Source organism: Nocardia sp. CDC519 (genome assembly GCF_059509835.1).
The window spans coordinates 6077338-6101511 of sequence record NZ_CM183377.1; the positions used below are offsets into that span (position 1 = coordinate 6077338).

Annotated in this window: 23 protein-coding genes; 12 read left to right on the top strand and 11 right to left on the bottom strand. The window is 66.3% G+C overall.

Annotated elements, in window-relative coordinates:
• Window positions 1-42: 42 nt before the first annotated feature.
• The 6 genes from AC5W7N_RS27640 to AC5W7N_RS27665 form a co-directional block, all read right to left on the bottom strand.
• Window positions 43-375: a non-heme iron oxygenase ferredoxin subunit gene (locus tag AC5W7N_RS27640; RefSeq protein ID WP_195021641.1), complete on the bottom strand. Its 333-nt coding sequence runs from the start codon at window positions 373-375 to the stop codon at window positions 43-45.
• A 19-nt stretch (window positions 376-394) separates the two neighbouring features.
• Window positions 395-1636 (bottom strand): NAD(P)/FAD-dependent oxidoreductase, encoded by a 1242-nt coding sequence (locus AC5W7N_RS27645; protein ID WP_490725441.1) that lies wholly within the window; start codon window positions 1634-1636, stop codon window positions 395-397.
• Window positions 1637-1687: 51 nt separating this feature from the next.
• Window positions 1688-2554 carry a VOC family protein gene (locus AC5W7N_RS27650; RefSeq protein ID WP_195021639.1) on the bottom strand — a complete coding sequence of 289 codons (867 nt, stop codon included), beginning with the start codon at window positions 2552-2554 and terminating at the stop codon, window positions 1688-1690.
• Between the two features lie 123 nt (window positions 2555-2677).
• Window positions 2678-3523 (bottom strand): alpha/beta fold hydrolase, encoded by an 846-nt coding sequence (locus tag AC5W7N_RS27655; protein WP_195021638.1) that lies wholly within the window; start codon window positions 3521-3523, stop codon window positions 2678-2680.
• A gap of 16 nt (window positions 3524-3539) precedes the next feature.
• Entirely contained in the window at window positions 3540-4178 is a 639-nt protein-coding gene (locus AC5W7N_RS27660) for a pyroglutamyl-peptidase I (protein ID WP_195021637.1), read from the bottom strand.
• A complete protein-coding gene (locus tag AC5W7N_RS27665) occupies window positions 4175-5188 on the bottom strand; it encodes an alpha/beta fold hydrolase (protein WP_228816215.1) in 1014 nt (337 codons plus the stop codon). Before AC5W7N_RS27665 ends, AC5W7N_RS27660 begins: the two co-directional genes overlap by 4 nt.
• On the opposite strand from AC5W7N_RS27665, the gene AC5W7N_RS27670 reads away from it, so the two are divergent.
• The 5 genes from AC5W7N_RS27670 (at window position 5157) to AC5W7N_RS27690 (ending at window position 9880) form a co-directional block, all read left to right on the top strand.
• Window positions 5157-5972, top strand: coding sequence for a 2-keto-4-pentenoate hydratase (locus tag AC5W7N_RS27670; protein ID WP_416383107.1), 816 nt, complete (start codon window positions 5157-5159; stop codon window positions 5970-5972). The genes AC5W7N_RS27665 and AC5W7N_RS27670 overlap by 32 nt on opposite strands.
• Window positions 5973-6271: 299 nt before the next feature.
• Window positions 6272-7123, top strand: coding sequence for an IclR family transcriptional regulator (locus AC5W7N_RS27675; protein WP_195021636.1), 852 nt, complete (start codon window positions 6272-6274; stop codon window positions 7121-7123).
• Window positions 7124-7167: 44 nt separating this feature from the next.
• Window positions 7168-7860, top strand: a complete 693-nt coding sequence (locus AC5W7N_RS27680) for a DUF2848 domain-containing protein (RefSeq protein WP_195021635.1) — start codon at window positions 7168-7170, stop codon at window positions 7858-7860.
• A 116-nt stretch (window positions 7861-7976) separates the two neighbouring features.
• Window positions 7977-9056: an oxidoreductase gene (locus AC5W7N_RS27685; protein WP_228816214.1), complete on the top strand. Its 1080-nt coding sequence runs from the start codon at window positions 7977-7979 to the stop codon at window positions 9054-9056.
• Window positions 9053-9880, top strand: coding sequence for a carbon-nitrogen hydrolase family protein (locus tag AC5W7N_RS27690; RefSeq protein ID WP_195021633.1), 828 nt, complete (start codon window positions 9053-9055; stop codon window positions 9878-9880). The genes AC5W7N_RS27685 and AC5W7N_RS27690 overlap by 4 nt, the downstream gene beginning before the upstream one ends.
• A 60-nt stretch (window positions 9881-9940) precedes the next feature.
• On the opposite strand, the gene AC5W7N_RS27695 is transcribed toward AC5W7N_RS27690, so the two are convergent.
• On the bottom strand, window positions 9941-12241 hold the full coding sequence (locus tag AC5W7N_RS27695; RefSeq protein ID WP_195021632.1) for an ATP-binding protein: 2301 nt from the start codon (window positions 12239-12241) through the stop codon (window positions 9941-9943).
• A 244-nt stretch (window positions 12242-12485) separates the two neighbouring features.
• Between AC5W7N_RS27695 and AC5W7N_RS27700 the strand changes: the two genes are divergently transcribed.
• The 6 genes from AC5W7N_RS27700 to AC5W7N_RS27725 are packed head-to-tail and all read left to right on the top strand — an operon-like array spanning window position 12486 to window position 18003.
• On the top strand, window positions 12486-13826 hold the full coding sequence (locus AC5W7N_RS27700; RefSeq protein WP_228816213.1) for an aromatic ring-hydroxylating oxygenase subunit alpha: 1341 nt from the start codon (window positions 12486-12488) through the stop codon (window positions 13824-13826).
• Entirely contained in the window at window positions 13823-14371 is a 549-nt protein-coding gene (locus AC5W7N_RS27705) for an aromatic-ring-hydroxylating dioxygenase subunit beta (protein ID WP_324197465.1), read from the top strand. Before AC5W7N_RS27700 ends, AC5W7N_RS27705 begins: the two co-directional genes overlap by 4 nt.
• Complete coding sequence (locus AC5W7N_RS27710) at window positions 14368-14571, top strand: dihydrodiol dehydrogenase (protein ID WP_195021630.1); 204 nt, start codon at window positions 14368-14370, stop codon at window positions 14569-14571. The genes AC5W7N_RS27705 and AC5W7N_RS27710 overlap by 4 nt, the downstream gene beginning before the upstream one ends.
• A 23-nt stretch (window positions 14572-14594) precedes the next feature.
• Entirely contained in the window at window positions 14595-15416 is an 822-nt protein-coding gene (gene hcaB, locus AC5W7N_RS27715; protein WP_195021702.1) for a 3-(cis-5,6-dihydroxycyclohexa-1,3-dien-1-yl)propanoate dehydrogenase, read from the top strand.
• Window positions 15413-17104 (top strand): asparaginase domain-containing protein, encoded by a 1692-nt coding sequence (locus AC5W7N_RS27720; protein WP_324197464.1) that lies wholly within the window; start codon window positions 15413-15415, stop codon window positions 17102-17104. The genes hcaB and AC5W7N_RS27720 overlap by 4 nt, the downstream gene beginning before the upstream one ends.
• 2 nt (window positions 17105-17106) lie before the next feature.
• Window positions 17107-18003, top strand: coding sequence for a LysR family transcriptional regulator (locus AC5W7N_RS27725; RefSeq protein ID WP_195021629.1), 897 nt, complete (start codon window positions 17107-17109; stop codon window positions 18001-18003).
• 3 nt (window positions 18004-18006) lie between these two features.
• On the opposite strand, the gene AC5W7N_RS27730 is transcribed toward AC5W7N_RS27725, so the two are convergent.
• The 4 genes from AC5W7N_RS27730 to AC5W7N_RS27745 all read right to left on the bottom strand — a co-directional run bounded on the left by AC5W7N_RS27730 (window position 18007) and on the right by AC5W7N_RS27745 (window position 22574).
• The gene (locus tag AC5W7N_RS27730) at window positions 18007-18627 is read right to left on the bottom strand and encodes a non-oxidative hydroxyarylic acid decarboxylases subunit B (protein WP_195021628.1); all 621 of its coding nucleotides are present in this window, start codon (window positions 18625-18627) and stop codon (window positions 18007-18009) included.
• Window positions 18624-19076 carry a hypothetical protein gene (locus tag AC5W7N_RS27735; RefSeq protein WP_324197470.1) on the bottom strand — a complete coding sequence of 151 codons (453 nt, stop codon included), beginning with the start codon at window positions 19074-19076 and terminating at the stop codon, window positions 18624-18626. The genes AC5W7N_RS27730 and AC5W7N_RS27735 overlap by 4 nt, the downstream gene beginning before the upstream one ends.
• 49 nt (window positions 19077-19125) lie before the next feature.
• Window positions 19126-20547, bottom strand: coding sequence for a UbiD family decarboxylase (locus AC5W7N_RS27740; RefSeq protein WP_195021699.1), 1422 nt, complete (start codon window positions 20545-20547; stop codon window positions 19126-19128).
• Between the two features lie 479 nt (window positions 20548-21026).
• Window positions 21027-22574, bottom strand: coding sequence for a hypothetical protein (locus AC5W7N_RS27745; protein WP_490725442.1), 1548 nt, complete (start codon window positions 22572-22574; stop codon window positions 21027-21029).
• 396 nt (window positions 22575-22970) lie between these two features.
• Here AC5W7N_RS27745 and rhaI point away from each other — a divergent pair, with 396 nt between their 5' ends.
• Window positions 22971-24140 carry an L-rhamnose isomerase gene (gene rhaI / locus AC5W7N_RS27750; protein WP_195021626.1) on the top strand — a complete coding sequence of 390 codons (1170 nt, stop codon included), beginning with the start codon at window positions 22971-22973 and terminating at the stop codon, window positions 24138-24140.
• Window positions 24141-24174 lie beyond the last annotated feature (34 nt).

Genomic DNA, 24174 nt, shown 5'->3' on the forward strand with positions numbered 1-24174 from the left:
GGGAACGGTCGATCCCGATGTTCTGGGCGCCGGAACGACAATTCAGCTTCCGATGTCGACGTACACGGCGCCGTCGACGACCTGCACGGCGTATTTGGCGAGTGGCTCCGACGCAGGCGGCGCCGTGACGGCTCCGGTCTTGATACAGAACTTCGCGAAATGCCAGCCACACTCGATCTGACCGTCTTCGATGAATCCTTCATCCGCGAGTGAGGATTTGTCGTGTGAGCACCAATCCGCGGTCGCGTAGAATTCGCCGTCGATGTTGTAGACCGCGATCGGTGGATTGGTGTCCACACGTGTGACGTTGCCGGGCGTGAGGTCGCCGACCGCACATACCCGGACCAACCTCTCCGACTGCTCTGTCGATGTCATCTGTCTCTCCTTTCGGACGCTAGGCGCCACGCGTGCGTACTGCGCTGTCCCCGATGCCACGCAGGTCGACGGCGGGATCGGCGAGTAGAGCGGGATCCGGTCGCGCCTGTTTGCCGATCATGCTCATCGCCATGCGCACCTCACGCCTGCGGTTCACGCCGACGACGCCGGCCAGTAGGCCCTGGTGCAAGTGGAACGCGGTGAATTCCATCGACTCCGGCTCACCGCGCCACACCACCGCATCGGTCGGGCGCATGTGGCCGGCGGCCTGGATGTTGACCTCGCCCTGATCGGACCAGAACCACGGCACTTCGTCGGAGGATTCGCGCCTGCCGAGCATGGCCCTGGCCGCGGCGATGCCCTGGTTCTGGGCGTTCTGCCAGTGCTCGAGCCGAATCCTGCGCCCCGAGCGTCTGTCGGCCCGGCAGGCGACATCGCCCGCGGCGTAGATCCCCGGCACCGAGGTTTCACCGAATTCATCGACGACGATCCCGTTTTCGATGTCGATACCGGCACCTGCTACTGCGTCCACGGCGGGCGTTACTCCGATGCCGATCACCACGAGGTCGGCGTCGATGGCTGCGCCGTCGGCGGTATGGACCTGTCGCACCCGGCCTTTCCCCGATAAGCCGGTGATTTCGGCGCCGGTTCGGATGCACACCCCGCGCTCGGAGTGCCAGCGGGCCAGCCGGTCTCCGATCTGCGCACCCAGGACGCGGCGCAGCAGTCCCGCCTCACGTTCGAGCACGGTGACCGCATTGCCCATTGAGACCGCCGACGCCGCGAGTTCCATGCCGATCAGGCCGCCGCCGACAATGACCACCGATCCGCCTGCCCGCAAACGGTCGCGGATCGCGATCGCGTCATCGACAGTGCGGAGGAAATGGACGCCTTCCACATCGAGGCCCGCGATATCCGGCCGACGCGGTGCCGTGCCGGTGCACAAGAGCACCTTATCGGCTCGCAGTGCCGCGCCGCTGTCGAGCTCGACCCGGCGTTCACTCGGGGCCAATCGGGTCATCCGGACCCCCAGCAGCAACTCGATGTCGTTGTTCGCGTAGAACTCGGCCGGATGCAGATGCGTCTGCTCGGGCTCCTTCCGCCCGAGGATCACTTCCTTGGACAGTGGTGGACGGTCATAGGGCAGATGGAATTCGTCGCCGACCAGGACGATACGGCCTTCGAAGCCCTCGGCGCGCAGTGTCTCGGCAGCACGGGCGCCGGCCAGGCTCGCACCCACGACCACATAGGTTTCGGTCATCGGTGCACCCCGGCGATGTGCTGATGGCGGCTGCGAGTGCGAATTCGGTCGTCAATCACGGTGATGCCCCCACAGGCTGGTCGCGTCGTAATTCGAGACCCGCCACGTGGCATCGTCGACCAGGCGGCCGTCGTAGCCGTATTCGACCTCCGAGCCCGACGGGTTCTTCATGAAGAACGAGATCGCCAGGTCATTGGAATGACGGCCGAGCGTCTCGGTGAGGGTGACGCCGTGGGCGTGTACCTCGTCCAGCGCACGGCCGACGTCGTCGATGTCGTCGACCTCGAGCATGAAATGACCCAGTGCCGGAGCCAGGTCCTCGTTCTCCACGAACGCGAGGCTGTGATGGCGCGGGTTGACATGGAGAAAGTGCACCTTGCGGCCGTGGAATTCGATGGTGTCGCTCAGGCGGAAGCCGAGAACGTCGAGGTAGAACCGCTTGGCCGCGGCGAGCTCGGTGACGAAGAAGAACACATGGCCGAGGCCGAGGTCGCCGGTGACGAATCGGACACCGCGTGGCGAGACGAACGGTTTCTTCGGCACACGAGCGCCGTAGAAGAACTCGAGCCGGTGGCCGTCGGGGTCGGCGCAGCGAAACAGTTCCTCGACGCCGCGTTCGGCGGCACAGGACGGATCGTCTTCGGTGGCGACACCTGCGGTAGCCAGGCGGGCTCTGACTGCCTCCAGTGCGGACCGGTTCGCCACTTCCCAGCCCACATACGCGGCTCCGCCGGCCTCGCCACGATGGATTGCGAATCGCCAGCCGCGCTCATCGGCCCGCAGCAGGACAGTGTCCTCGCCGGCTTCTTCTGCGACGGAAACGTCTTGCAGGCCGAGGATTTCGGTGCCGTAGCTGCGCCAGGCCTCCACATCCGTCGCGGTGAGGCCCACGTAGCCGAGCCCGACAACTTCAGTCATGTTCGGTGTTGCCTTCCTGGTGGATCAAACCGGAAACCGCTGGCTCCGGTGAATGTATGCAGCTTGGGCCGACTCCCAACGCCGGACAACGGCGACGATCCGCATGCCGGAACGTGCGGCGCGTCATCGCCGGAGAAACGCGCGGACCGCCGCGACGAACGCGGACGGCCGTTCGAACGGGGACCAGTGCCCGCAGTTGTTCAGCACGACCAGGTCTGCGGCGGGCAGCCGCCCCAGCAGCATCAACGCACCTTCGAGCGGAACCATGCGGTCGGAGCGACCGTGCACGATCAGCGTCGGCGCAGCGACCTCGGCTAGTGCGGCGATATTGCTGCGTGCCACGATCGTCGACCGGTTCCAGGTGTCGGCATGCTCGGGTTCTCGGCGCCGCCACCGGTACAGCTGCTCGACGAGCCCATCGTCGATCGTGCCGGGGTCGTGCACGATCGCGCGCAGCAGGCGCGCGATGTTGGCACGGTCAGGCGGCTTCGATTGGCATTCGTCGAACAGCCGGCCGACCTCGGTCGGCGCGGGACCGAGCAGATAGGGGTCGCCACCGGTGGACGCACTGCAGCCACCGATGACCAACCGTTCGACGCGCTCGGGCGCGGTCATCGCGAGATCAATAGCAACGGTGCCGCCCGTCGAGACTCCGATCAGCGTCACGGCGTCCAATTCGAGCTCGTCCAACACGGCGAGGGTGTTGCGAGCGTACAAATCGTGCACCGGCTCATGGAATTCGCGGGCTGCGCTGCGGCCGAAGTTCGGATAGTCGACGAGCACGCAGCGGTGGTCCGCCGCGAGATCGACCAGGACACGATGATAGGTGAGCCACGCCGTGGTACCGGGCAAGGGCCCGAAGGCCTGACCGAAGACCAACGGCGGGCCGGACCCCACGTCGTGATAGTGCACGGCGCTGCCATCGACCTCGAGGTAACGACTGGTGGATTCTTCGGTGAATTCGGTCATTTCGCATGTCCTCGGATCAACTGATCGCACCGGCACCGAGATGGAGATCCGGTCCTCGATGCGTTACCGCCACCGAAATGGCCAGTCGCACAGATTCTTCGAGATCCGATGGCGACATCGACGGCGGTGGCGGTAGTTCCGCCGCCGCCCTGGCCGGCGTCGCGGGGAGGTGCACCATTCCGGCGCGGGCCGAGCAGAGGTGGCGCGCGAGATACATCGTTTGGTTGCACAGATAAGTGCCCGCCGTGTTCGAGACGTAGCCCGGAATGCCCGCCGAATGCCAGCCGTCGACGATGGCCTTGATCGGCAAGGTGCTCAGGTACGCGTCCGGTCCGCTCGCGTCGATCGGGCGGTCGATGGGGATGTTGCCGTCGATGTCGGGTATCGGGAAGTCCCGCATGTTGATCGCGACTCGTTCGACAGCCGGGCTCGCCCGCCCCGGCGCCACGCCGGTAACCAGGACGACGTCAGGGCGTATCTCGTCTATTGCCTCGACGAGCACGGCGCGCACTTCCTCTGTGGCGACCGGAAGCACACGGCCGACGACGTCGGCGCCCTCGACTCGGGCACCGTCGAATCGCCGCGCGATCACCCCGCTCGGATTGTCGGTTTCCTCGGCGTAGGCGCCGAAGCCGGTGAGCAGAACCCGATTCATGCGTCCGGGTCCGCAGCGCACCGCTGCTGGAAAGCAACGAACTCGGTGACGAACTGTTCGGCACGCTCGAGCATCACCGAGGACTGTGTGAGTCCGGGCGCGATGAACAGCTGAGTGTCCGGAGCCTGCTTGTGCCAGATGAACGCGTCGTCGACGGGGTGGATCGCGTCGTCCAGATCGCCGCGGCAGACCAACGTCGGCACGGTGATCTTCGTCAGATTCGGACGCAGCGTGTAGTACTCCTGGAATTCGGCCGTGCCGCGTGTCTTCGCGTAGAAATCCACGGCGTCACGCCAATCCGCTCCGTGCAGTTGCCGCCATTCCTCGGCCTGCGCGCTGTCCGGATCGACGGTCGTGAACACCGTGTTGAGCGAGGCGTTGCCGCTTACGCTGAGACCGACGATCGGCGCGTCGACCGTCAGTGTCCGGACCCGGGCAGCGTTCTCCAGTGCGAGACGGCCCGCGATGCGCGAGCCGAGTGACACCCCCGCGACGTGGACCCGGTCCAGCCCCAGCTCGTCGAGCAGCCGCCACAGGTCGGCTACCCATGTCTGCGGTCGAGTCAGCGGCGCCACCCGCTGGCTACGGCCGAGTCCACGCAGATCGGGAACGATCACCCGATAGTGCGCGGCCAGTCGCGGGATCAGTTCGCCGAACCAGCGTCCGGACGCCGCGGCGCCGTGTACCAGCAGCACCTCATCCCCGGTTCCGTGCTGCTCGTAATAGATCTCGACACCATCGATCGCCAACGTGGCCATGAAATGGAATCCCTTTCCGTCGTCCGCTGTGGTGACAGCAGGCTCGACGCTGGGCAGGCCGTGAGCAATCAGCGCGTTCCACTGGCCGGCAAACTCCGATCCGCACCCGCCGGGGCGTTGCCGGACGTTCCGTGGGACGGACCACGATCGTTCACCCGTCGCGCGATGAAGGTCAGTGTGAATCGGTCCGAGACCACGACAACAACCTCTGGAGCCGATCGTGACCGTAGAACCAGCAGTGCCCGACACCATCGACGATCCGTGCGTGCCGGTGGAGGAGCTCGCGGCCCGGTTGCTGCGTGCGCAGACCGACCGGACGACGGTGGCGCCACTCACCGGCCGGTACCCGGCCCTCGACACCGCGACCGCCTACCGCGTCCAGGACGAAGCGTTGAGCCAGCGCATCGAACGCGGCGAAACCATCGTCGGAGTGAAGCTCGGACTCACCTCGGCCGCCAAACAGCAGCAGATGGGTGTGTCCGCGCCGCTGACCGCATGGCTCACCGATGCGATGGTGCTACCGGCCGGGACGCCCCTGCCGCAGGATCAGCTGATCCACCCCCGAGTCGAGCCCGAGATCACCTTTGTGATGGGCCGAGGCCTGGCCGGGCCTGGCGTCACCGCGGCGGCAGCGCTGGCCGCGGTCGATCGCGTCTATGCCAGCGTCGAGATCATCGACAGCCGGTACCCCGATTTCCGATTCACCCTGCCCGAGGTGATCGCCGACAACGCCTCGGCGGCATACTTCCGCACCGGATCGGTCGGGGCGAACCCGGCGGAGTTGAACCTGCCGCTGGAAGCCTGCTTGCTCGAGGTCGATGGAGCGCTGGCGGCGACCGGGCTGGGTGTGGCCGTTCAGGGGCATCCGGCCCAGGCCCTGGCCATGGCCGCGAATGCGCTGGCCGAACGCGGTCATGCGATCGAGCCCGGCTGGATCGTGATGACCGGCGCCATGACCGACGCGGTGCCGGCACCGCCCGGCGCCATGATCGCGGCGCATTTCACACATCTCGGGTCGGTGGGGCTCGCCTGCTGACCGCTTCGGGTGGGCCTCGGCGGTGACCCATTCGCGAATAGGTAGTCACTCGGTAATTCCCCCGTTGTGACCCATCACGCATCGGAAATACCGTTGGCTGCGCGGTCGGAATCCGTAGTCCGCACATCCTGAGCACCGGTCTCCCGTGAATTGTCAGCCCAGTTCAGCCCCGCGGGTTTCCGTGCTCCGCCGGGCGGCGCCCCCGGCGGAGCGGCGATGTGTTCGGCCATCCGCGGTCCGGGTTTGCATCCTGTTCCGCCGGCCCCGTCTGGCCGGCCACGGTTATCGAGAGGCACATCATGACGATCAGCAGCATGGGTGCGTCGGCCCACACGGCCGCCGCCGGCGCGTGCATCCCCTTGAACGCGGGCCGCGACCAGGCCGAACCCGAGTCCTCCAGTTCTGCGTCCAAGGCTTTGGCACTGTTGAGTAGCTTCTCTCCGCGGCACCGGGTAATGGGGGTCTCCGAGATCGCTCGGCGGGCCAGGCTCCCCAAGTCGACCGCACACCGGCTGCTCGCCGTACTCGTCGACTGGGAAATGGTCACCAAATGCGGCACCGAGTACTCCCCTGGCGCTCGGCTGGCCGAGCTGGCCGCGCTCACGGCACAACCCGAGGTGCAAGACCTGCGCCGGATCGCGCTGCCCCATCTGCTCGACCTCTACGAGATGACGCACGAGACGGTGAATCTGTGCGTGCTGGCCGACGACAAAGCACGCTACATCGAGCAGATCCACGGTCACCAGGCCGTCAGCTCACCCGCCACCGTGGGTGCTCGGCTGCCTGCCACCAACACCGCCGTGGGTAAGGCCCTGTTGGCGTTCAGTGGCGACGACGTGCTCGCCCGGGTCTCGGACCGACTGCGGCCCGCGACCTCGACCAGTATCTGCTCGCCCGCACAATTGGCACGAGAGCTCTCCGCTATTCGGCACACAGGCATCGCATACGACAGGCAGGAAGCCAGGCCGGGGCTCACCTGTATCGCTGCGCCGATCCGCAACTGGTCGGGAGGCGTGATCGCGGCGATCTCGATCTCCGGCCCGGTCCACCGATTCCGTCCCGCACAGGCCGCACCCGCGATTCGTGCGGTAGCCGCGAGCGTGGGCAAGCAGACCCAGGAAGCCCGGTGGCAGCGACACCTCCGTCGATAGCGACCGGCCGATTCATCGACACAGTAAGGAAATCCGGAAAACCCATGCCTCCTTTGACCTTCGACCTGCCCGACGGCAGCCGCCGCACGGTGGACGTACGGACTCTGCTCAACGCGGGGTACGCCGGGCGGAGCCAAGCCGACGTCGCCGCTCACATCGCCGAGCTCGCCGAACTCGGCGTCCCCGGCCCCACCCGAATCCCGTGCGTCTATCCCATCGCTCCGTACTTGGCCATGCAGACCGACGAGGTGCCCGTGCAGCACGAGCGGACCTCGGGGGAGGCCGAATGGGCATTGGTGGTCGCCGGCGACGGTCCGGGCGAGCTGCTGCTCACCGCCGCGTGCGATCACACCGACCGGCAACTCGAGCAGCACGCAGTGGCGTGGAGCAAGCAGGCCGCGCCGGATGTCCTCGCCCGTTCGGCATGGCCGCTCGACGAGGTGGCCGGCTACATCGACGAGCTGACCCTTACCGGATCGGTTCTGGTCGACCGCGAAACCGAGGTCATTCAACAGGGCACACTCGCTGAACTGTTGACGCCGCAGTACTGGGTCGAGGAACTGCGTCGCCGTGGGCTCCTCGAGGTGGGGACGGTGTTGATGTCGGGCACCATCCCCATGCGTCCGGATGCCGACCAGTTCAGCGACGGTTGGCGAGTGGAGCTCGGCGATCCCCGGACGGGACGCTCGATCGAACTTTCCTACGCCGTCCGCCGGCTGCCGCCACCGGTCGAGTGATCGCCTGCCCATCCCTACTCACAGGAGCTCCCACTGTGCACGACAACCCAGGCCCCTGGGCACCGCTACGCCTCGAATCCGGGGCGATACTACGGAATCGATTCGTCCTGGCACCGATGACCACCAACTCTTCCCACCCCGACGGTTCGGTCACCGATGACGAGTTGCGTTATCTGGCCCGTCGCAGCGCGGCTGGCTTCGGAGCCGCGATCACCTCGTGCGCGTATGTACACGAGGACGGCCGGTCATGGCGAGGAATCGGCGCCACCGGTTCCACCCACCTCGACAGCCTGACCGCAGTCGCACGCGCTATGCGCGGCAACGGTGGGCTTGCCATCTTGCAAATTTACGACGGCGGGCGTATCGCCATCCCGGAGATCGTCGGGCGCAGCGGGATTCGGGGGCCATCCGCGGTGCCATCGACCCGCCCGAACGCACCGGTGCCGAGAGAACTAGGTCCCGAGGAGATCGACGGCCTCGTCGATGCATTCGCACGCTCGGCGGCACTCGGCGTCGCTGCGGGGTTCGATGGGATCGAGATCCACGGTGCGAACCACTACCTGATCCACCAATTCTTCTCCCCGAGGGCCAACCAGCGCACCGATCGTTGGGGCGGTGGGCTCGGCGAGCGAATGCGTTTTCCGATCGCCGTCGCACGCAAGGTTCGCAGTGCGGTCGGCCATGAGGTCACGCTCGGTTTCCGGATCACACCGTTCGAATCGGAAGCCGGCGGCTACACGCTCGACGATGCGGCGCAACTGGCCGACCGCTTGGCCGAGTATGCCGACTACATCCACATTTCCATGGACGATTTTCGGAAGAACTCACCGCAGCCCGAAGACCGGGACTGGACCAGAACGCGTTCGGCGGCCGAGTCACGCAACCCGATTCCGGTGATCGCGGCCGCTGTCTCCGGACGCAGCGCCGTCGTCGCCAGTGGCGGTATCCGAACCCTGGACGACGCCGAGTCCGCGATGTCGGCGGGCGCGGACCTCATCGCCGTCGGCCGTGCCGCACTTATCGATCCGGAATGGATCGGCAAGGTGAAATCCGGTGCACACCACACGATCCGGACACAACTGCCCGCCGAGGAAAGAGAAATCACCGCCGCCCTGACGATCCCGCCGCGGATGGTCCGCTACCTGCTGAGCCGGCCCGGCTGGATCCCCCGAGCGGGGCGGGAGGCGCGGACATGAGCATCGCAGCAGTGCGCGCGGCACTGTGCCAGATCACCTCCACGGCAGATCCGTCGCACAACCTGTCTCAGGTACGGGCCGCCGTCGGGCGGGCCGCTGAACAAGGCGCCCGGATCGTCGTCTTTCCCGAAGCCACGATGGCGTGTTTCGGCACCCCGCTGGCGGCCGTGGCCGAACCGCTGGACGGCCAGTGGGCACGAGCTCTGGCCGAGATCGCCGACGACCATGGGGTACTCATCGCCGCGGGGATGTTCACCCCGGCGGGCGAGCGGGTGCGCAACACGGTGCTGCTCACCGGCCTCGGATATCACCTCGGCTACCACAAGATTCATCTCTACGACGCCTTCGGCTACCGGGAATCCGACACCGTGGCCGCCGGGACGGATTACGTGACGGTGTCGGTCGACGGGCTGGTGCTCGGCGTCGCCACCTGCTACGACGTGCGCTTCCCCGCCCTCTTCCAACAGCTCGCCGAGCGGGGTGCCAGCGCGATCATGCTGCCGACCTCATGGGGTGCGGGCAAGGGCAAGGTCCAGCAGTGGCAAACGCTGGTGCGGGCGCGCGCGCTCGACTCGGGCTCGTGGATCTTGGCTTGCGATCAGGCGGACCCGCGGTTCACCGGCCTCGCACTGAATCCGAGCGCGCCGACCGGGATCGGCCGCTCCATGGTTGCGGATCCGTTCGGCCGGGTCGTCGACCGACTCGAGTCCGGGCCAGGGATGCTCGTCGTCACCATCGATGCGGCCACGGCCACGGCCGCCCGGGCGGCGACCGGTGTGCTGGCGAACCGGGCGATGTGCAACAGGCTGACGGCAAAGCACTGACCGCGCGGTGGCGCGCCATCCACCGACGGTCGATGCGGCACCGGCACTGACGATCGATGCTCAGCACCGTGACGACAGCAGCAGTGCCGCCTGGGTTCGGGAATTCACGCCCAGCTTCGCGAAGATGTGCTCCACGTGAGAGTCGACGGTGCGCAGAGCGACCACCAACGCCTGCGCGATCTGCCGGTTGGTCAACCCTTTCGCGAGTAGCCTGCCTACTTCCAGCTCACGCGGAGTAAGCAGCGCGAGGACCGCATCGGCCGGCTCGGGCTCGGGGGTGTCGTCCACCGAGATCTGCCCAAGAGCGACGTCGATCGCCCGTTCGGTACCGAGTCGGCCGCCCGCTGCGAACGCTGCTTCGAAGGCCGCGTCTCCGAGCGCAGCCCGAGCTTGCTGTGCGGTTCTGTCGCTCCAGCTGCGTAATTCGAAGCCGCCCGGATACTCACCGAGTGGCTCCCACACGTGCCGGACCGCACCCATCAATCGGGCGGCGTGCTCGGGCCGCTCTTCGGCCACGGCCACCCAGGCCTGCAACTCCATGACCACCCCGATGCCCAGCGCGTCGTGGAAGGAACGTTTGACCGTCAATGCTTCGTGCAGATGTCTTCCGGCCGCGTCGTACTCGCCGAGCATCCACTGCGCCAGGCCGAGGAACGCATCGATCCAGGACAGCAGCCACCGCTCGCCGTGTTCGGCCAAGACTCGCCTGCACTCCTGCAGGACCTCGATCGCGCGCTCGGGCTCCTGCCGCAGGCAGTAGGCCCACCCCAACTGCTCGAGGGCGAGAATGTGCAGCAGGCTCGGTCCCCCCGCCTCCTCCATCGCCGAGCCTTCCTCGATCAGCTTCATGCCCAATGCCGTGTTGCCGAGGTTGTGCTCGGCGACCCCGCGGAAGTGCGTCGCGTGCGCCAGGTTGACATCATCGCCCAGTTCAGCGGCTAGGTCCTGACTGGTACGCAGCAGATCAAGGGCGACCACCGCCTTGCCCTCCGCCACGGCGAGGTATCCGTTCGACCACAGCGCGGCGGCACGTTCGGAGCTGGGCGCCGAGCCGGACGCCAGTGCGCGATCGAGCCAGTACCGTCCCTCGCGCTGCTGGCCGCATCCGAGCCAATACCAGAACAGGGCCGCAGCCATGCCGAGCGCGGCGGGGCCACCTGCTGGATCCGCGAGCAGCGAATCCAGCACCGCGCGCAGATTCGCGTGCTCCCGCCGCATCCGTTCCACCTGCCCCACCTGGCCGGGGCCGAACCAGTGCGCATCGAATTCTCGTGCCAACCGTTGATAGTACGTGCGGTATCGACCGATCACGGCCGCTTCGTCGGCGCGGGCACGGAGCTTGCGCAAGCCGTACTCACGCACCGTCTCCAACATCCGGTACGTCGGGTGCTCGCCATCGGTGAGCAGGCCGACAATCGACTTGTCCACCAGCGCGGCAAGGCAATCGACGATCGCCTCTCGCGGCACGCTCGAATCGCTGCACACACACTCGGCGGCCTGGATGTGAACCGGGCCGGTGAACACCGACAACCGTTCCCATAGCCGACGCTCCATGGCGGTGCACAACCCATAGCTCCAGTCCAGCGTCGCCCAGAGCGACTGATGCCGCGGCGCAGCCGAGCGATCGCCTACCGTAAGCAATCGGTGGTGGTCGGCCAGCCGTTCGAGCAATTCGCGTGGCGAGAGGGCTCGCATCCGTCCGGCGGCCAATTCGATCGCCAGCGGCAGACCGTCGAGCCGACGGCAGAGTTCCTCGATCGTGGCTGTGTTCTCCGCTGTCATACAGAATCCCGGCGCCGCGGCGGCGGCCCGTTCGACGAACAGCGTTACCGCATCGGGGCGCGTGCCGTCGTCCCGATGCCCGGCCGGGCCCACCCCGAGCGGCTGTACTTCGAACACATGCTCACCCGCAACGCGCAGCGGCTCCCGGCTGGTCACGAGCACGCGCAGGGCCGGGCACGCAGAGAGCAGATTGCGCACCAGAACCGCACTCTCGTCGAGTAGATGTTCACAGTTGTCCAGTACGAGGAGCAGCTCGCGACCGCGAAGGAAGTCGATCAACGTCGCCACCACGTCGTGCGGCTGGGTGGGCGCGCCCAGCACCTGGGCCACCGTCAGCGCCACCAGAGCAGGGTCTGCGACCTCCGCCAATTCGACGAACACGGCGCCGCCGGCGAGTCCTCGCTCGGCTTTACGAGCGACATGCATGGCCAGTCGTGTCTTCCCGACACCGCCGGTACCGGTGAGGGTGACCAGCCGTGAATTCGCCAGCAGCCTCCTGACCTCCGCCGATTCCGACGCCCGACCGACCAGGCTGGTCAGCTCGGCCGGCAGGTTCGACAGTGGCGCGGTATCGGCCATCACAACACCTCGATCGTTGGAGAGAATCCGCAGCTATCGACCTTAGCCCCCCTTCGGGCGAGTCGCCGGAAATCACCGAATTCTCCCGCGTTCCATCATTCGGACCGATTTCGTTGCCTATTCACGAAGCCGCTCGTATTTTACCGGAAACCGTGAAAGCAGCGCGAGGAGATACCACGTGTTCGATCAGACGACCCTGCCGGAAACTGGCAGGACCATTGAATTTCCGGACTCTACGACGGAATTGTTCCGCAGGGTCGATCGCGAGCTGGAGCAGGGAATTGTTTCCCCTCGGATATTCGGCGATCCGGACGTCTATGCACGCGAACTGGACCGCATCTTCGCCCGTTGCTGGTGCTTCGTCGCACACGAATCGGAGATTCCGACGCCGGGCGACTACGTTCTCCGCTACATCGGGCAGGACCAGTTCATCGTCGTCCGCGACGAGGACGGTCGCATAAATGTCCTCTTCAATAAATGCACTCACCGCGGCAGCCCGGTGTGCCGGGTGGAGAAGGGAAACAGCTCCCATTTCCGTTGCCCATACCATTCCTGGGTATTCAAGAACAACGGCGATTGGAGCGGCGCTCCGTACCGCAAGAAGGCCTACCGCAAACTCGATGCCGAGCAGTGGGGCCTCGTCGCGGCGCCGCACGTCGATTCGGTTCACGGCCTGATCTTCGCCTCCCTCGATCCCGGCGCACCCACCCTCGACGAGTACCTCGGCGGGATGCGGTGGTACCTCGACGCACTCCTCGGCCTCAACGAGCAGGGAATGTCCGCCATCGGCGAGCCGCACCGCTGGCGCGTGCCGGCCAACTGGAAGTCCGGCGCCGAGAATTTCATGGCCGACGCCTATCACGTGCCGTCCCTCCACCGGTCGGCCGAAGAGGTCGGCATGTTCCCCGGCATCGAGGCGGGCGGCGCGGGCCCGCAGGGCGTGTCGCGGCATGTGTACTTCGACGAAGGTCACGGCATGATCGTCAATGACGGATTCCTCCCAGCACCCTGGCACCGATCCGGATTCCCGCCCGAGGTCGCCGAAACGTTCCAACTCGACCGCCTCACGCCCGACCAGCGGCAGTTCGTCGAGAACCATTCGGCCACCACGTTTCTCATCTTCCCGAATCTCGGACTGGTGCGGGTGCCCGCCTCACCGCACCCCGACGCGCCACCTGCGGTGTTCACGTACCTACGCCAGTGGCAGCCGGCGGGACCGGACACGATCGTGAACTGGAACTGGACGCTGGGCTGGAACAGTGCGCCCGACAGCTTCAACGAAGAGGCCTATGTCGCGGCACTGAGCATGCATGGTCCGGCCGGGATCCTCGAGCAGGACGACACCGTGGTCTGGGGCGGCGCACCGGTCGCCGCGAAGTCGGTCTTCGCGCGCAAGAGCGGTATGCGTTTGAACTTCCAGCTGGGGTTGGACGGGATGAGCGACTACGCCGAGGATCCGCACTGGCCTTTCCCCGGCCGGGCCACCACGACCGCGCTCGGCGAGGCTCCGCAGCGCGCCTTCTATCGGCGGTGGCTGCGGGAAGTATCGACACCCGACCGCGACGACCAGGAGGCCGGACAGTGACCATCTCGACCGACTACGGGACCGCCTCTCCCGGCTCCGGCGTTTCCCGCGATATCGCCGCCGCGTGCGCCGACTTCCTCTACCGCGAGGCCGAATACCTCGACCGCCGGCAGTTCGAGCGGTGGCTCGACTGCCTGTCGGAGGAACTCGTCTACCTCATGCCGATTCGCGTCACCCGCGGACCTGAAGCCCGTGAACACGAGTTCTCGCCGACGGGTTTCCACATGAAAGACAATTTCGCGTCGATGAAGATGCGCGTCTCGCGTCTCTACACCGACCACGCCTACGCCGAGGATCCGCCCTCACGGACCCAGCGCCTGATCACCAACGTCCGCGTGGACGCACTCGAGGCTGCCGGCAAGTACGACGTGCGCAGCAATTTCCTGTGCTTCCGCGCCCAGGGCGACGGCGTCGAATCGGATTCCATCATCGGCGAGCGCTTCGACATCCTGCACCACACCGAAAGCGGCTGGAAACTGGCTGCGCGCACAGTCCGTTTGGCGCATACCACGCTGGTCACCCCCAACCTCGGGGTGTTCCTGTGACGGAACAGCATCTGAGCAACGAATTCGCCGACGTCGTCGTACGGGTCGTGACGGTCGGCAACGGCGAACGTCTCGAGATCACCTCACCGCGCCGTGGCACATGCGTGCGACTGGATCCGGTGGAGCTCGAAGCATTGACATGGCAGCCCTCAGCGGTGTTCACCCGCATGCTCGAGGGCTCGATCGGACCTGCGTCGTAATGATTTTCGTGAAAGGTATGGCAATGACAGAAGGCTGGTTGACCGGAAAGGTCGCGCTCGTCACCGGAGGGGGCAGCGGTATCGGCCGCGCCGTGGTGGAACGATTCGTCGCCGAAGGCGCGCGGGTCGCAGTCCTCGACCGCTCCCCCGAAGCTGTCGAGGCGTTGCGGGAAGTGGGTGGCGACGCGGTCACCGTGATACAGGGCGACGTACGTGAACTCGACGACCACAAACGAGCGGTCGAGGCCGCGGTCGAGGCTTTCGGCAGGCTGGACACCTTGGTAACGGTCGCCGGAATCTTCGACTACTTCGCTTCATTGGACAGCCTGCCCGAGGACCGGCTCGATGCGGCCTTCACCGAGATGTTCGATATCAACGTCAAGGGATCGTTGCTCGCGGTCAAGGCTGCGCTTCCGGAGATCACGAAGACGCAGGGCAATGTCGTGCTGACGATTTCGAATGCCGGCTACCTTCCCGGCGGAGGTGGCCCGCTGTACACCGGTTCCAAATTCGCCGTCCGAGGCCTGCTGTCCCAGCTGTCTTTCGAGCTCGCACCGCATATCAGGGTCAACGCTGTCGCACCCGGCGGCACGGTGACCCAGCTGCGTGGAGTCGAGGCGATGGATGGCGGCGGCCAGCGGTTGGTCGATATGCCCGACCTGCCCGAACTGATTCGGCAGACGAATCCGCTGCAGGTCGCGTCGGAACCGGAAGACCACGCGTGGGCCTACGTCTTCCTCGCCTCCAAGGAACGGACGAAATCGGTGACCGGATGCGTGATCCATTCCGACGGCGGCTTGCACAGCCGCGGACTCGTTCCGCTGGGCGGTGAGCTGATCTCGTGACTGCCCAACCGATCGACCCCGGCCGCATCGCGGTCTTCTCCGGACCGACCGCGACCATCGGCAACAGTCCGGATCTGGTGACTTCCGCCAAAGCCAGGCAACGTTACGGCCTGCCGCCACTGGCCACGCTCGACGGCGGGACACCACGTTTCGATCTAGTGCGTCCGCAACGGCTCGCGGCACCGGTGACGGTCCTCGTCGAGGCCTACACCGCACACCCCCTCGAATCCGACGCACGGGCCCTCTACGCGCCGCCGGACGGCTGGCTGGACGCCGACGGCACACTGCATGCCACCGAAACCCCCGGCGCGAAACCGGTATACGAGGTGGAGTTGCACCCGGAGGACGGGCTCTACCAGCTTCCCTATATGGCCAGGCAAGCCGACGGATCGGCGTGGGAAGCCGCGTCCAGCTCGCCGCTTGCGCCCGCGGCGCTCAGCCGGCAAACCTTCTATCCGGACGCCGAACGCCTCTACGAGGAGATCGAGCGGTTCGGGCTCGAAGACCACGGTCATCCGATCGGGTTGAGCACTCGGGCAACCTTCGATTTCTTCCGCCCCGCCCCCAGCGGCGGGTATACCGGCGAGCAGGACGGCAGGGCGGCGGAGTCGCTCGGCGAGGACTTCTTCGCCTACTACCCGTATCACCTGCATCGCGAGCCGGACCTGCGCGCATTGGCGCGGGCAACGACAATGGTCCAGCGAGTGCTGTCGGCCGGTGATTACGTCGGCGCGCAGTGGCTGGAAGGCAGCCCGACCACCGAGGAGACGGTGTACTGGCTCGGCTTGCTGATCGACACCACGGTGCCGATCGTCGGACACACCGCGCAGCGCAGGCATCAGACGCTCAGTGCCGACGGCGCCCGCAATATTGTCGACGGCGTCAAGTTCCTGCTGTCGGAGGCTGCCCTGGACGAGCGAGGGCGCAACCGGCTCGGCGCTGTGCTGATCGTCGACGAATTGGTCTACTCCGCCCGCGAAGTGGCCAAAGTCGATGCCAGGCCAGGCGGTTATGAGGCCACCGGCGGCCATGGCGGCGTCGTCGCGGATATGGGCGGATACGGTCCACCGCGAGTCACCTACATTCCCAACTATCGGCACACGCACCGATCAGAACTGCGCTTACCGCTCTTGCCGCCTCGGGTGACCGGCGTCGCCGAGGAAGGCGACGGCGGCATTCGTACCGTCGAGGTGTCGGTCAAAGACGATGCCGGCGCATTGAACCCCCAGGCGATGCCAGTGGTGACCATCGTCAAGTACACCCGCTACGTGCAGACCGCGGTCGGAGCGGATACCGCGCCGGACCACACGACAGCGGTGGAAGTGCTGGCGCGCCGGGCCGCGAATCTCGCCGGTGCGCCACTGTCGGGTTTCGTCTGCGAAGGCATGTCGCCCTTCGGTGGCACCGATCCGGCGACCCAAGCCGCACTCTCGATCGCGACGTACTCCGGCATGCCGGTGGTCCGGGTCGGGCGGGGAAATACCGGCGGCATCGCCTACCGCACCGACCCGACGGTCATCGCCGGTAGCAACCTGACCGCCACGAAGGCACGAATGCTGCTCATGGCAGCCATGCTGAAACTCGGCGCACTGCCGGTAGCCGTGGATCCCGAGCACCCCACGCCGGCCGAACGGGCGGCCACCGAAGCGGCGGTTGCTGCCTACCAGTGGATTTTCGATACGCACTGACGATGGACATACGCCAGCTGCATTACTTCATCGCCGTCGCCGAGGCGGGGAACTTCACCCGTGCCGCGGAGCGGGTACACGTCGCCCAATCGGGGATCAGCACTCACATCAAGGCGCTGGAGCGTGAGCTGGGGCAGCGGCTGTTCGTCAGGAAACCGCGTGGGGTGACGCTGACGGCGGCGGGCGCGGCCCTGTTGCCGCATGCGGTCGAGGTGATGGACGCCATCGCGGCCGGGCGCGCCTCGATCGACGCGCTGTCCGGGCTGCTGACCGGGCATGTCGCGGTCGGAACCATCACCTCGATCTCGCCGCGCAGCATCGATCTGCCGGAGATCCTCGCCTCGTTCCACCGCGATCACCCCGGCGTGGATATCACCCTGGTCGAGGGCACGGCGGACGAGCTCGCTCGCCGCGTCTACGACGGCGCCCTCGATATCGCTTTCACCAGCCTGACCGACGATCCGGCGCCGGCCATGCGCACGCGCGAACTGCACAGCGAACCCATCATCGCGGCGGTACTGCCCGAGGACCCGTTCGCGGCGCGGCACACATTACCGCTCACCGCCCTGGGCGAACGCCCACTGATCGCGCTACCGGAGGGCTCCGGTGTGCGCTGTCAGTTGGACCGCGCATTGGCACGCGCGGGGGTTCGCGGGCACGTCGCATTCGCCGCGAGCGATCCGGATGTCCTGGTCGCGCTGGCGGAACGAGGGCTGGGAATGGCGCTGGTGCCGACATCGGCGGTGCGCGGAAACGATCGGATCGTCGGTGTGGCGGTCGAGGAATTGCCCCCGGGGCGGCTCGGCATTCTCCTGCGCAATGGCGGGGTCGGCGCGCCCGCCGCCCGCGCTTTCGTCGACCACGCCACCGAATTCGTCAGCCGCGGCGCGAGCAGATAGTCCTCAGATCCGGTCCGCCCCGGCGCCGTTTCGGGCGCGCCGCGTCTTGGTCAAACCCTGCCACCGTTTCGCCTGCGGCGCATCGATATCGAACTGGTCCAGTATTCGGGTGACGGCATGATCCAGCAGATCATCGATGGTTTCGGGGTGATTGTAGAAGGCAGGCATCGGCGGAACGATGCGTGCGCCCATCCGGCTCAGTGCGAGCATGTTCTCCAGATGAATATCGTTCAGCGGTGTCTCACGGGGTACCAGCACCAGCCGGCGGCGCTCCTTCAAGACGACATCGGCCGCCCGGCTCACCAGATTGTCGGCGATGCCATGTCGAATCGCGGCCAGCGTACGCATGCTGCACGGCACTACGATCATCCCTCCGGTTCGGAACGACCCCGAGGAAATCGCGGCACCCTGCTCCCCCAGTTTGTAGGTGACGTCGGCAAGGCCGGCGACCTCGGCGACCGTGTGCGGGGTCTCGGTCTCGATATTCGATTTTGCCCAGGCACTCATCACGAGATGCGTTTCTATTCCGGGCATCTCGTACAAGGTCTGTAACAGCCGGACGGCGTAGGGAGCACCGCTTGCCCCCGTCACGCCGATAATGATGCGTCGCTGCGGCAACGTCATCGCGGTAGCTCCTCTCGCAGCCTGGTGAACAGCCGGTCACCGCGCCGCCAGTTCTCCATTTCGGCGAGCTCCCTCGTCGGCCGAAAGGTCAAGGGCCGCATCGGCACGCCGATATCGTCTGGTGTGTGCCCGGTGACCGTGAAAACACAGCCGAGCAGGTCACTGCCATCGGCGATCCACGCCGTCAGCGCGAGTTTCATGCGATGACAGACAGTGCCGTCGATCGCGATCAACCCCGCGGCGCGTGACCGCATGAGATTGGACCGGGTACGGGTGCTCGCGATGATCGCGAGCAATCCCGTCCCGTCGGCACCGGGTTCCAGCTCCGCACGTGAGAGCAACGCACTGTGCGGGAAGCCGTCGGCATCCACCGACAGAAACGGAAACGCCTGCTCCGCCGCACCGATCTGCGGCCATCCGCGCAGCAGCGGCATGATCTCATCGGGCACGTTCAACTCGGCGCGCCTACTTTCTTCTGTCCGAATGCGATGCCGTGGCCTACAGCGGAAGAACAGTTTTCCATCGTTCGCGGATCTCGGCTCGGTAGTTCTCGTCGAATCGATTCATCTTCGGATAGGTGTTCTTCCAGGCGAACGGTTTACACGCGTCGATCAACACGATGCCCATCGACATATCGCCGGCTTCCCGTTTGGTCGGTGCCAAGCGCGGATCGATAGCGGTTGTCGGCGTGCGCAGCACGTGAATCGATTCGGCGGGATCGACGCGCGTGAACACGGCCCACAGCACGTGGTTGATATCGGTGATGTCGATATCCTCGTCCACGACCACGAAGTAACGGTCCATTCCGCCGGTCCGCTTTCGGCCGGCCGCGGCCAGCAGGGCGTGCATCGCATCGCCTGCACCGGTTTGCTCGATCGAGATCACCATCAGCAACTGCCTGGCATATGCCCATACGCCGCGAATGTTCTGCACGCCCGACGCCTCGAGATGGTCCCAGGTGACCGACGCCGAGTACAGGGGCACCGCCTGGTCACCGGCCGGCACCGTGGGAATCATCGGCGGTGCACCGAGAATGATCGGCGCGTCTCGGTGCATGATCCGGGTTACCCGGACGACGGTCTCGGGCCCTGCATGGGTGAAATATCCCGTCCATTCCCCGAACGGCCCTTCGAGGACTGCCTCTTCCTCGACCGGAGGCATCTCACCCTGGATGACGATCTCGGCGTGGGCAGGAATCGGCAGGTCGCTGTCCGGCGCGATGAGCACCTCGACACCTTTGCCGCGCAGGCCGCCCGCCAGATCGTATTCGGAGACCCCTTCCGGTGCCGCGATCGCCGCCACTGTGGACAGGATCGGATCCTGGCCGACCACGACCGCGATCGGGCAGGACAACCCGCGCTTCCAATACTTCTCTGCGATCGCCCGCGCGTGCCGGTTTCCCAGCATCCACAGCGACAGCCGGTCTTTGCCCTGGACACAGCCGCGATAGGTGCCGATGTTGACCCACCCTGTGTCGGGGTCACGGGTGATGACCATGCACGCGGTACCGATGTAGCGGCCGCCGTCGCCGTCGTGCCAGCGTGGTGTGGGGAACGCCGTGAGATCTACGGCGTCGCCCGCCATTACGTTGTCCAGCACCGGGCCGGTGTCGACGGTGGTCGGCGGGATCGGTTCGATGCTCTTGCCGATGTCCTTCCAGGCACGGATTATGTCCATCTTCGGTGTATCGGCCGGCAGCCCGAGTGCCACCGCGCAGCGTTCGGCGGTCCCCATGAAGTTGGTGAAAACTCGGTAGCCCGGCCGATAGCCGGGAATATTGTCGAACAGCAGTGCCGGGCCTTCTTTTTCGGCGGACAGTTCGGTGATGCCGCCGATCTCGAGGTCCCAATTCGCGCCGTCGATCCGGCGAACCTCATCCGGTCCCAGCTTGTCGGTCAAGTTGTCGATGTAGTGGCGCAGGTCGTGAAAAAGGGTCATGGCTATCCAGGGCCGCGGCCCCATGGCGACGGCCCTGTCTCCTTTCATTGCACGAGAACTCGGACAGGTCCGAGGTTCGAATCGGCGGAGAGTGATTCCTACCGCTTCAAGCCTGCTGCGCCGGTCTCCGGAAGTCCAATAGCAGGTTCTGTTGAATGCGATCCGAATTCCGGATCGCAGTGGCGGCACGCCTCCAGACAATCTGCGGCCGGGCTCGAGCAGCACAGGGCCGCAACCGGGCGCCATCCCCGCCTGCTGGCCGACGTCGTTGGCGGCCATGCCGACGCCGTTGTCGGTGGCGGGAGCGGTAGACCGGATGTCTACGCCCGATAAGAATTCCATTCCGCCCGCGTCGACGGAACCGGCGAATTACCTAACGCACTACCTATTTTCTGCTCTGCACACAAGCTCTTCGGCCGGTAGCCCACCGTTGGCATCGTCGGATTGCAGCTCGTGGCCGGTCAGTGTCGCAACTGCGTTGCCGGTGCGCGATCGAGTCGATGCAACAGGTCGGCGGTCCACCGCAGCTCGTCGGCCATGCGCCGGCCGTCCAGTTTGTCGAGATGACCGCCGGGCACGTCGGACAGCAGGTAATTGGGCCCTCCGATGTAGGCGACACTCGGAATCCCGGCGCGATGCAGGGCTGCTCCAACACCGAAGAAGGTCTGGCCGATGGGGCGAAGCAGCTCGAATCGACGCAGATCGCACGCACGGGTGGTGTCGATGGCTATGTCGCGGATGCCGGTCGGCGAGTGGAACGCAACGGTTGGTTCGACCTGCCCGGTGGGGTGATAGCCCGCGGCATCGTCGAGCCACTCGGTGGCGCCGAAATGTTCGATCGTCACTGCCGCCGCCGCGCGGGCGACCAGATCGGGATGGTCGTTGAGGAACCCTTCGCTCTCCGGCAGACCGGGCCCGAAGTGCCCGGTGACCGCGCTGATGATCAGATCGCGGTCGCGGTTGTCGCGACCGAAGGCGGCGAAGTGGCGGGCCAGATGCACCTGAGCGACGGTGGCGTTCTCTTCGAAGGCGTTCATTCCGTCCGAATGGGTGTGCAGCACAAGTGCCTCCGGGCTGCGTCCACTACCCGGCAGGATCGCGACCAAGCTGTCCGACGATTCCGGCGTCCTGGTGGCCTGCAGCTCGACAGTGAGTTGCGCACCGCGTTCGGCCGCAGCCCGCAGGCGAGCCCCGGCTACCCGGTCGACGACCAACGCGGGCAGATCCTGATAGGGGTGCGTGAACGGGGTGTACTGACCGGATGCGTTCTCGGGTGCGGCATCCAGCACGAGCACAGCGGCCAGTGCGCCGGCCTCCCGGAAGGCGGTCAAAGTTCCGGCGGTGAGCAGGGTGGTCCAGGTGCGCCGGTAGTCGGTACCGGGACCGGTATTGCCCTCCGGATCGTGGCGGTAGGACAGCAGCGGCTCGAATACCCCCAGGCGCAAGGCGGCCACAGGCTCGTCGATGACCACGACCTTGCCGGCCACTCCTCCCGGTACGGCGTCGAGCAGAGCACGGACCGCTCGGTCGACGGCACGCGACGCTGCCCCTTCACCGAGGAGCTCGCCCACCCCGGGAGCCGACAGCGGACCCAGATACACCGCGGGGCCGGTGCTGCCCGACGGTGGCGTGGCACCGGAGTTCGGGTACGCGGCGGCTACCCGCACGGCCTCACCCTCGATTTGCAGCGAAGTGGAGTTGGCCTGCCAGCGCATGAACTGATGCCGATCGCGCGCCACGTCCATGCCCAGCGCTGCGAACTCCGCGGCCAGCCGGTCGACCCACGCGCGATGTGCGGCACTACCCGGATACCTGGCGCCCAGCGCGACCATCTCGCGAACATCGGTCACCAGCACGTCCGGGCCGGGGAGCTGCGCCGGCACGCCGGCCGACGGCGATGCCTGCGCACTCGGCGCGGCAGGCAGGGCGGCGACGGCGCCGATCGCCAGCGAGGAACGCAGCAGCCCGCGCCGCGAGATTCGCGCGGCGGCTTCGGATCGATCGGCCATATCGCCTCCTGGGTGGATCGCCGACAGCCCCTCTCGGGCGTCGGCGCGCTCGCCGGCCGGGATCACCCGACAGTCGGCGCGAAGTGAATTTGATCGTTTCAATCAAACCTAGTCGCGAGCACCTTCTCCAGGCAAGCAGCCAAAGGGAGCCGCACATCCCACTCTCGCCCTGACACCTTGCCAACAAAATGAATCTACCTGCACTTTCTGCAACAGGCGCATCATGTATCGCCACTGCATGCCGGTGCGCTGAGCGCAAGTTCGGCAACCAAGTTGTTGACGCAGATCACACATCGCGCTACGGTATTGAAACGTTTCATTTCGCCGACCGGCCCGGCCGGTCGCAGGCGCACCCGTCCTCGGGGATGCGCTCTTTCCTCCACCGGGAGCTACTTCATGACAAGCCCTGAGTCCGTGCTGGACTCCCTGTCCGTCGAACTACCGTCCTGGGCCTTCGGCAACACAGGGACCCGATTCCATGTCTTCTCGACGCCGGGCGCGGCGCGCACCGCATACGAAAAGGTCGCCGATGCCGCGACAGTGCACCGTTTCACCGGAAGCGCGCCGACCGTCGCCCTGCACATTCCCTGGGACACTGTCGACGACTATGCCGAATTGGCGCGCCACGCCCGCGATCTGGGCGTCGCGATCGGCACGATCAACTCCAATACCTTCCAGGACGACGCGTATCGCCTCGGCAGCCTGACCCACACCGACGCCACGATTCGCCGCAAGGCCATCGACCATCACCTGGCCTGCCTCGATATCCTGCACCAGGTCGGCGGGCGCGACCTCAAGATCTGGCTCGCGGACGGAACGAACTATCCCGGCCAAGGCGACATTCGCAGCAGGCAGGACCGGCTGGCCGAATCGCTGGCCGACATCTACGCCCAGCTGGGTAGCGATCAGCGACTGGTGCTGGAATACAAGTTCTTCGAGCCCGCCTTCTATATGACCGACGTGCCGGACTGGGGAACCGCTTACGCCCATGTCACAGCGCTCGGCGAGCGAGCGGTGGTCTGCCTCGACACCGGCCATCACGCACCGGGCACCAACATCGAATTCATCGCCGCGCAGTTGCTGCGCCTCGGCAGGCTCGGCGCGTTCGATCTCAATTCGCGGTTCTATGCCGACGACGACCTGATCGTCGGCGCCGCCGATCCGTTTCAGCTGTTCCGCATCCTGTTCGAACTCGTCCACGGCGGCGGCCTCCAACCCGGTGCGCGGGTGAATCTGATGCTCGACCAATGCCACTACATCGAACCGAAAATCCCCGCGCAGATCCGGTCGGTGCTCAATGTGCAGGAAATGACGGCGCGCGCCGCGCTCGTCGACGCGGAAGCCTTGGCAGCGGCACAGTGCGACGGTGACGTGCTGGGCGCCAACGCGGTGCTGATGGATGCCTTCTACACCGATGTCCGGCCCATGCTTGCGCAGTGGCGCATGGCACGCGGGCTGCCCGCCGATCCGCTCGCCTCCTACGCGGGCTCCGGCCACCAGGACAGCCTCACCGCGGCGCGGGTGGGTGGACCGGCCACCACCTGGGCTGCCGCGAGCGTCGGCTGAGTTCCCGCACCGTCCCGTCCACACCGTCGAAGGA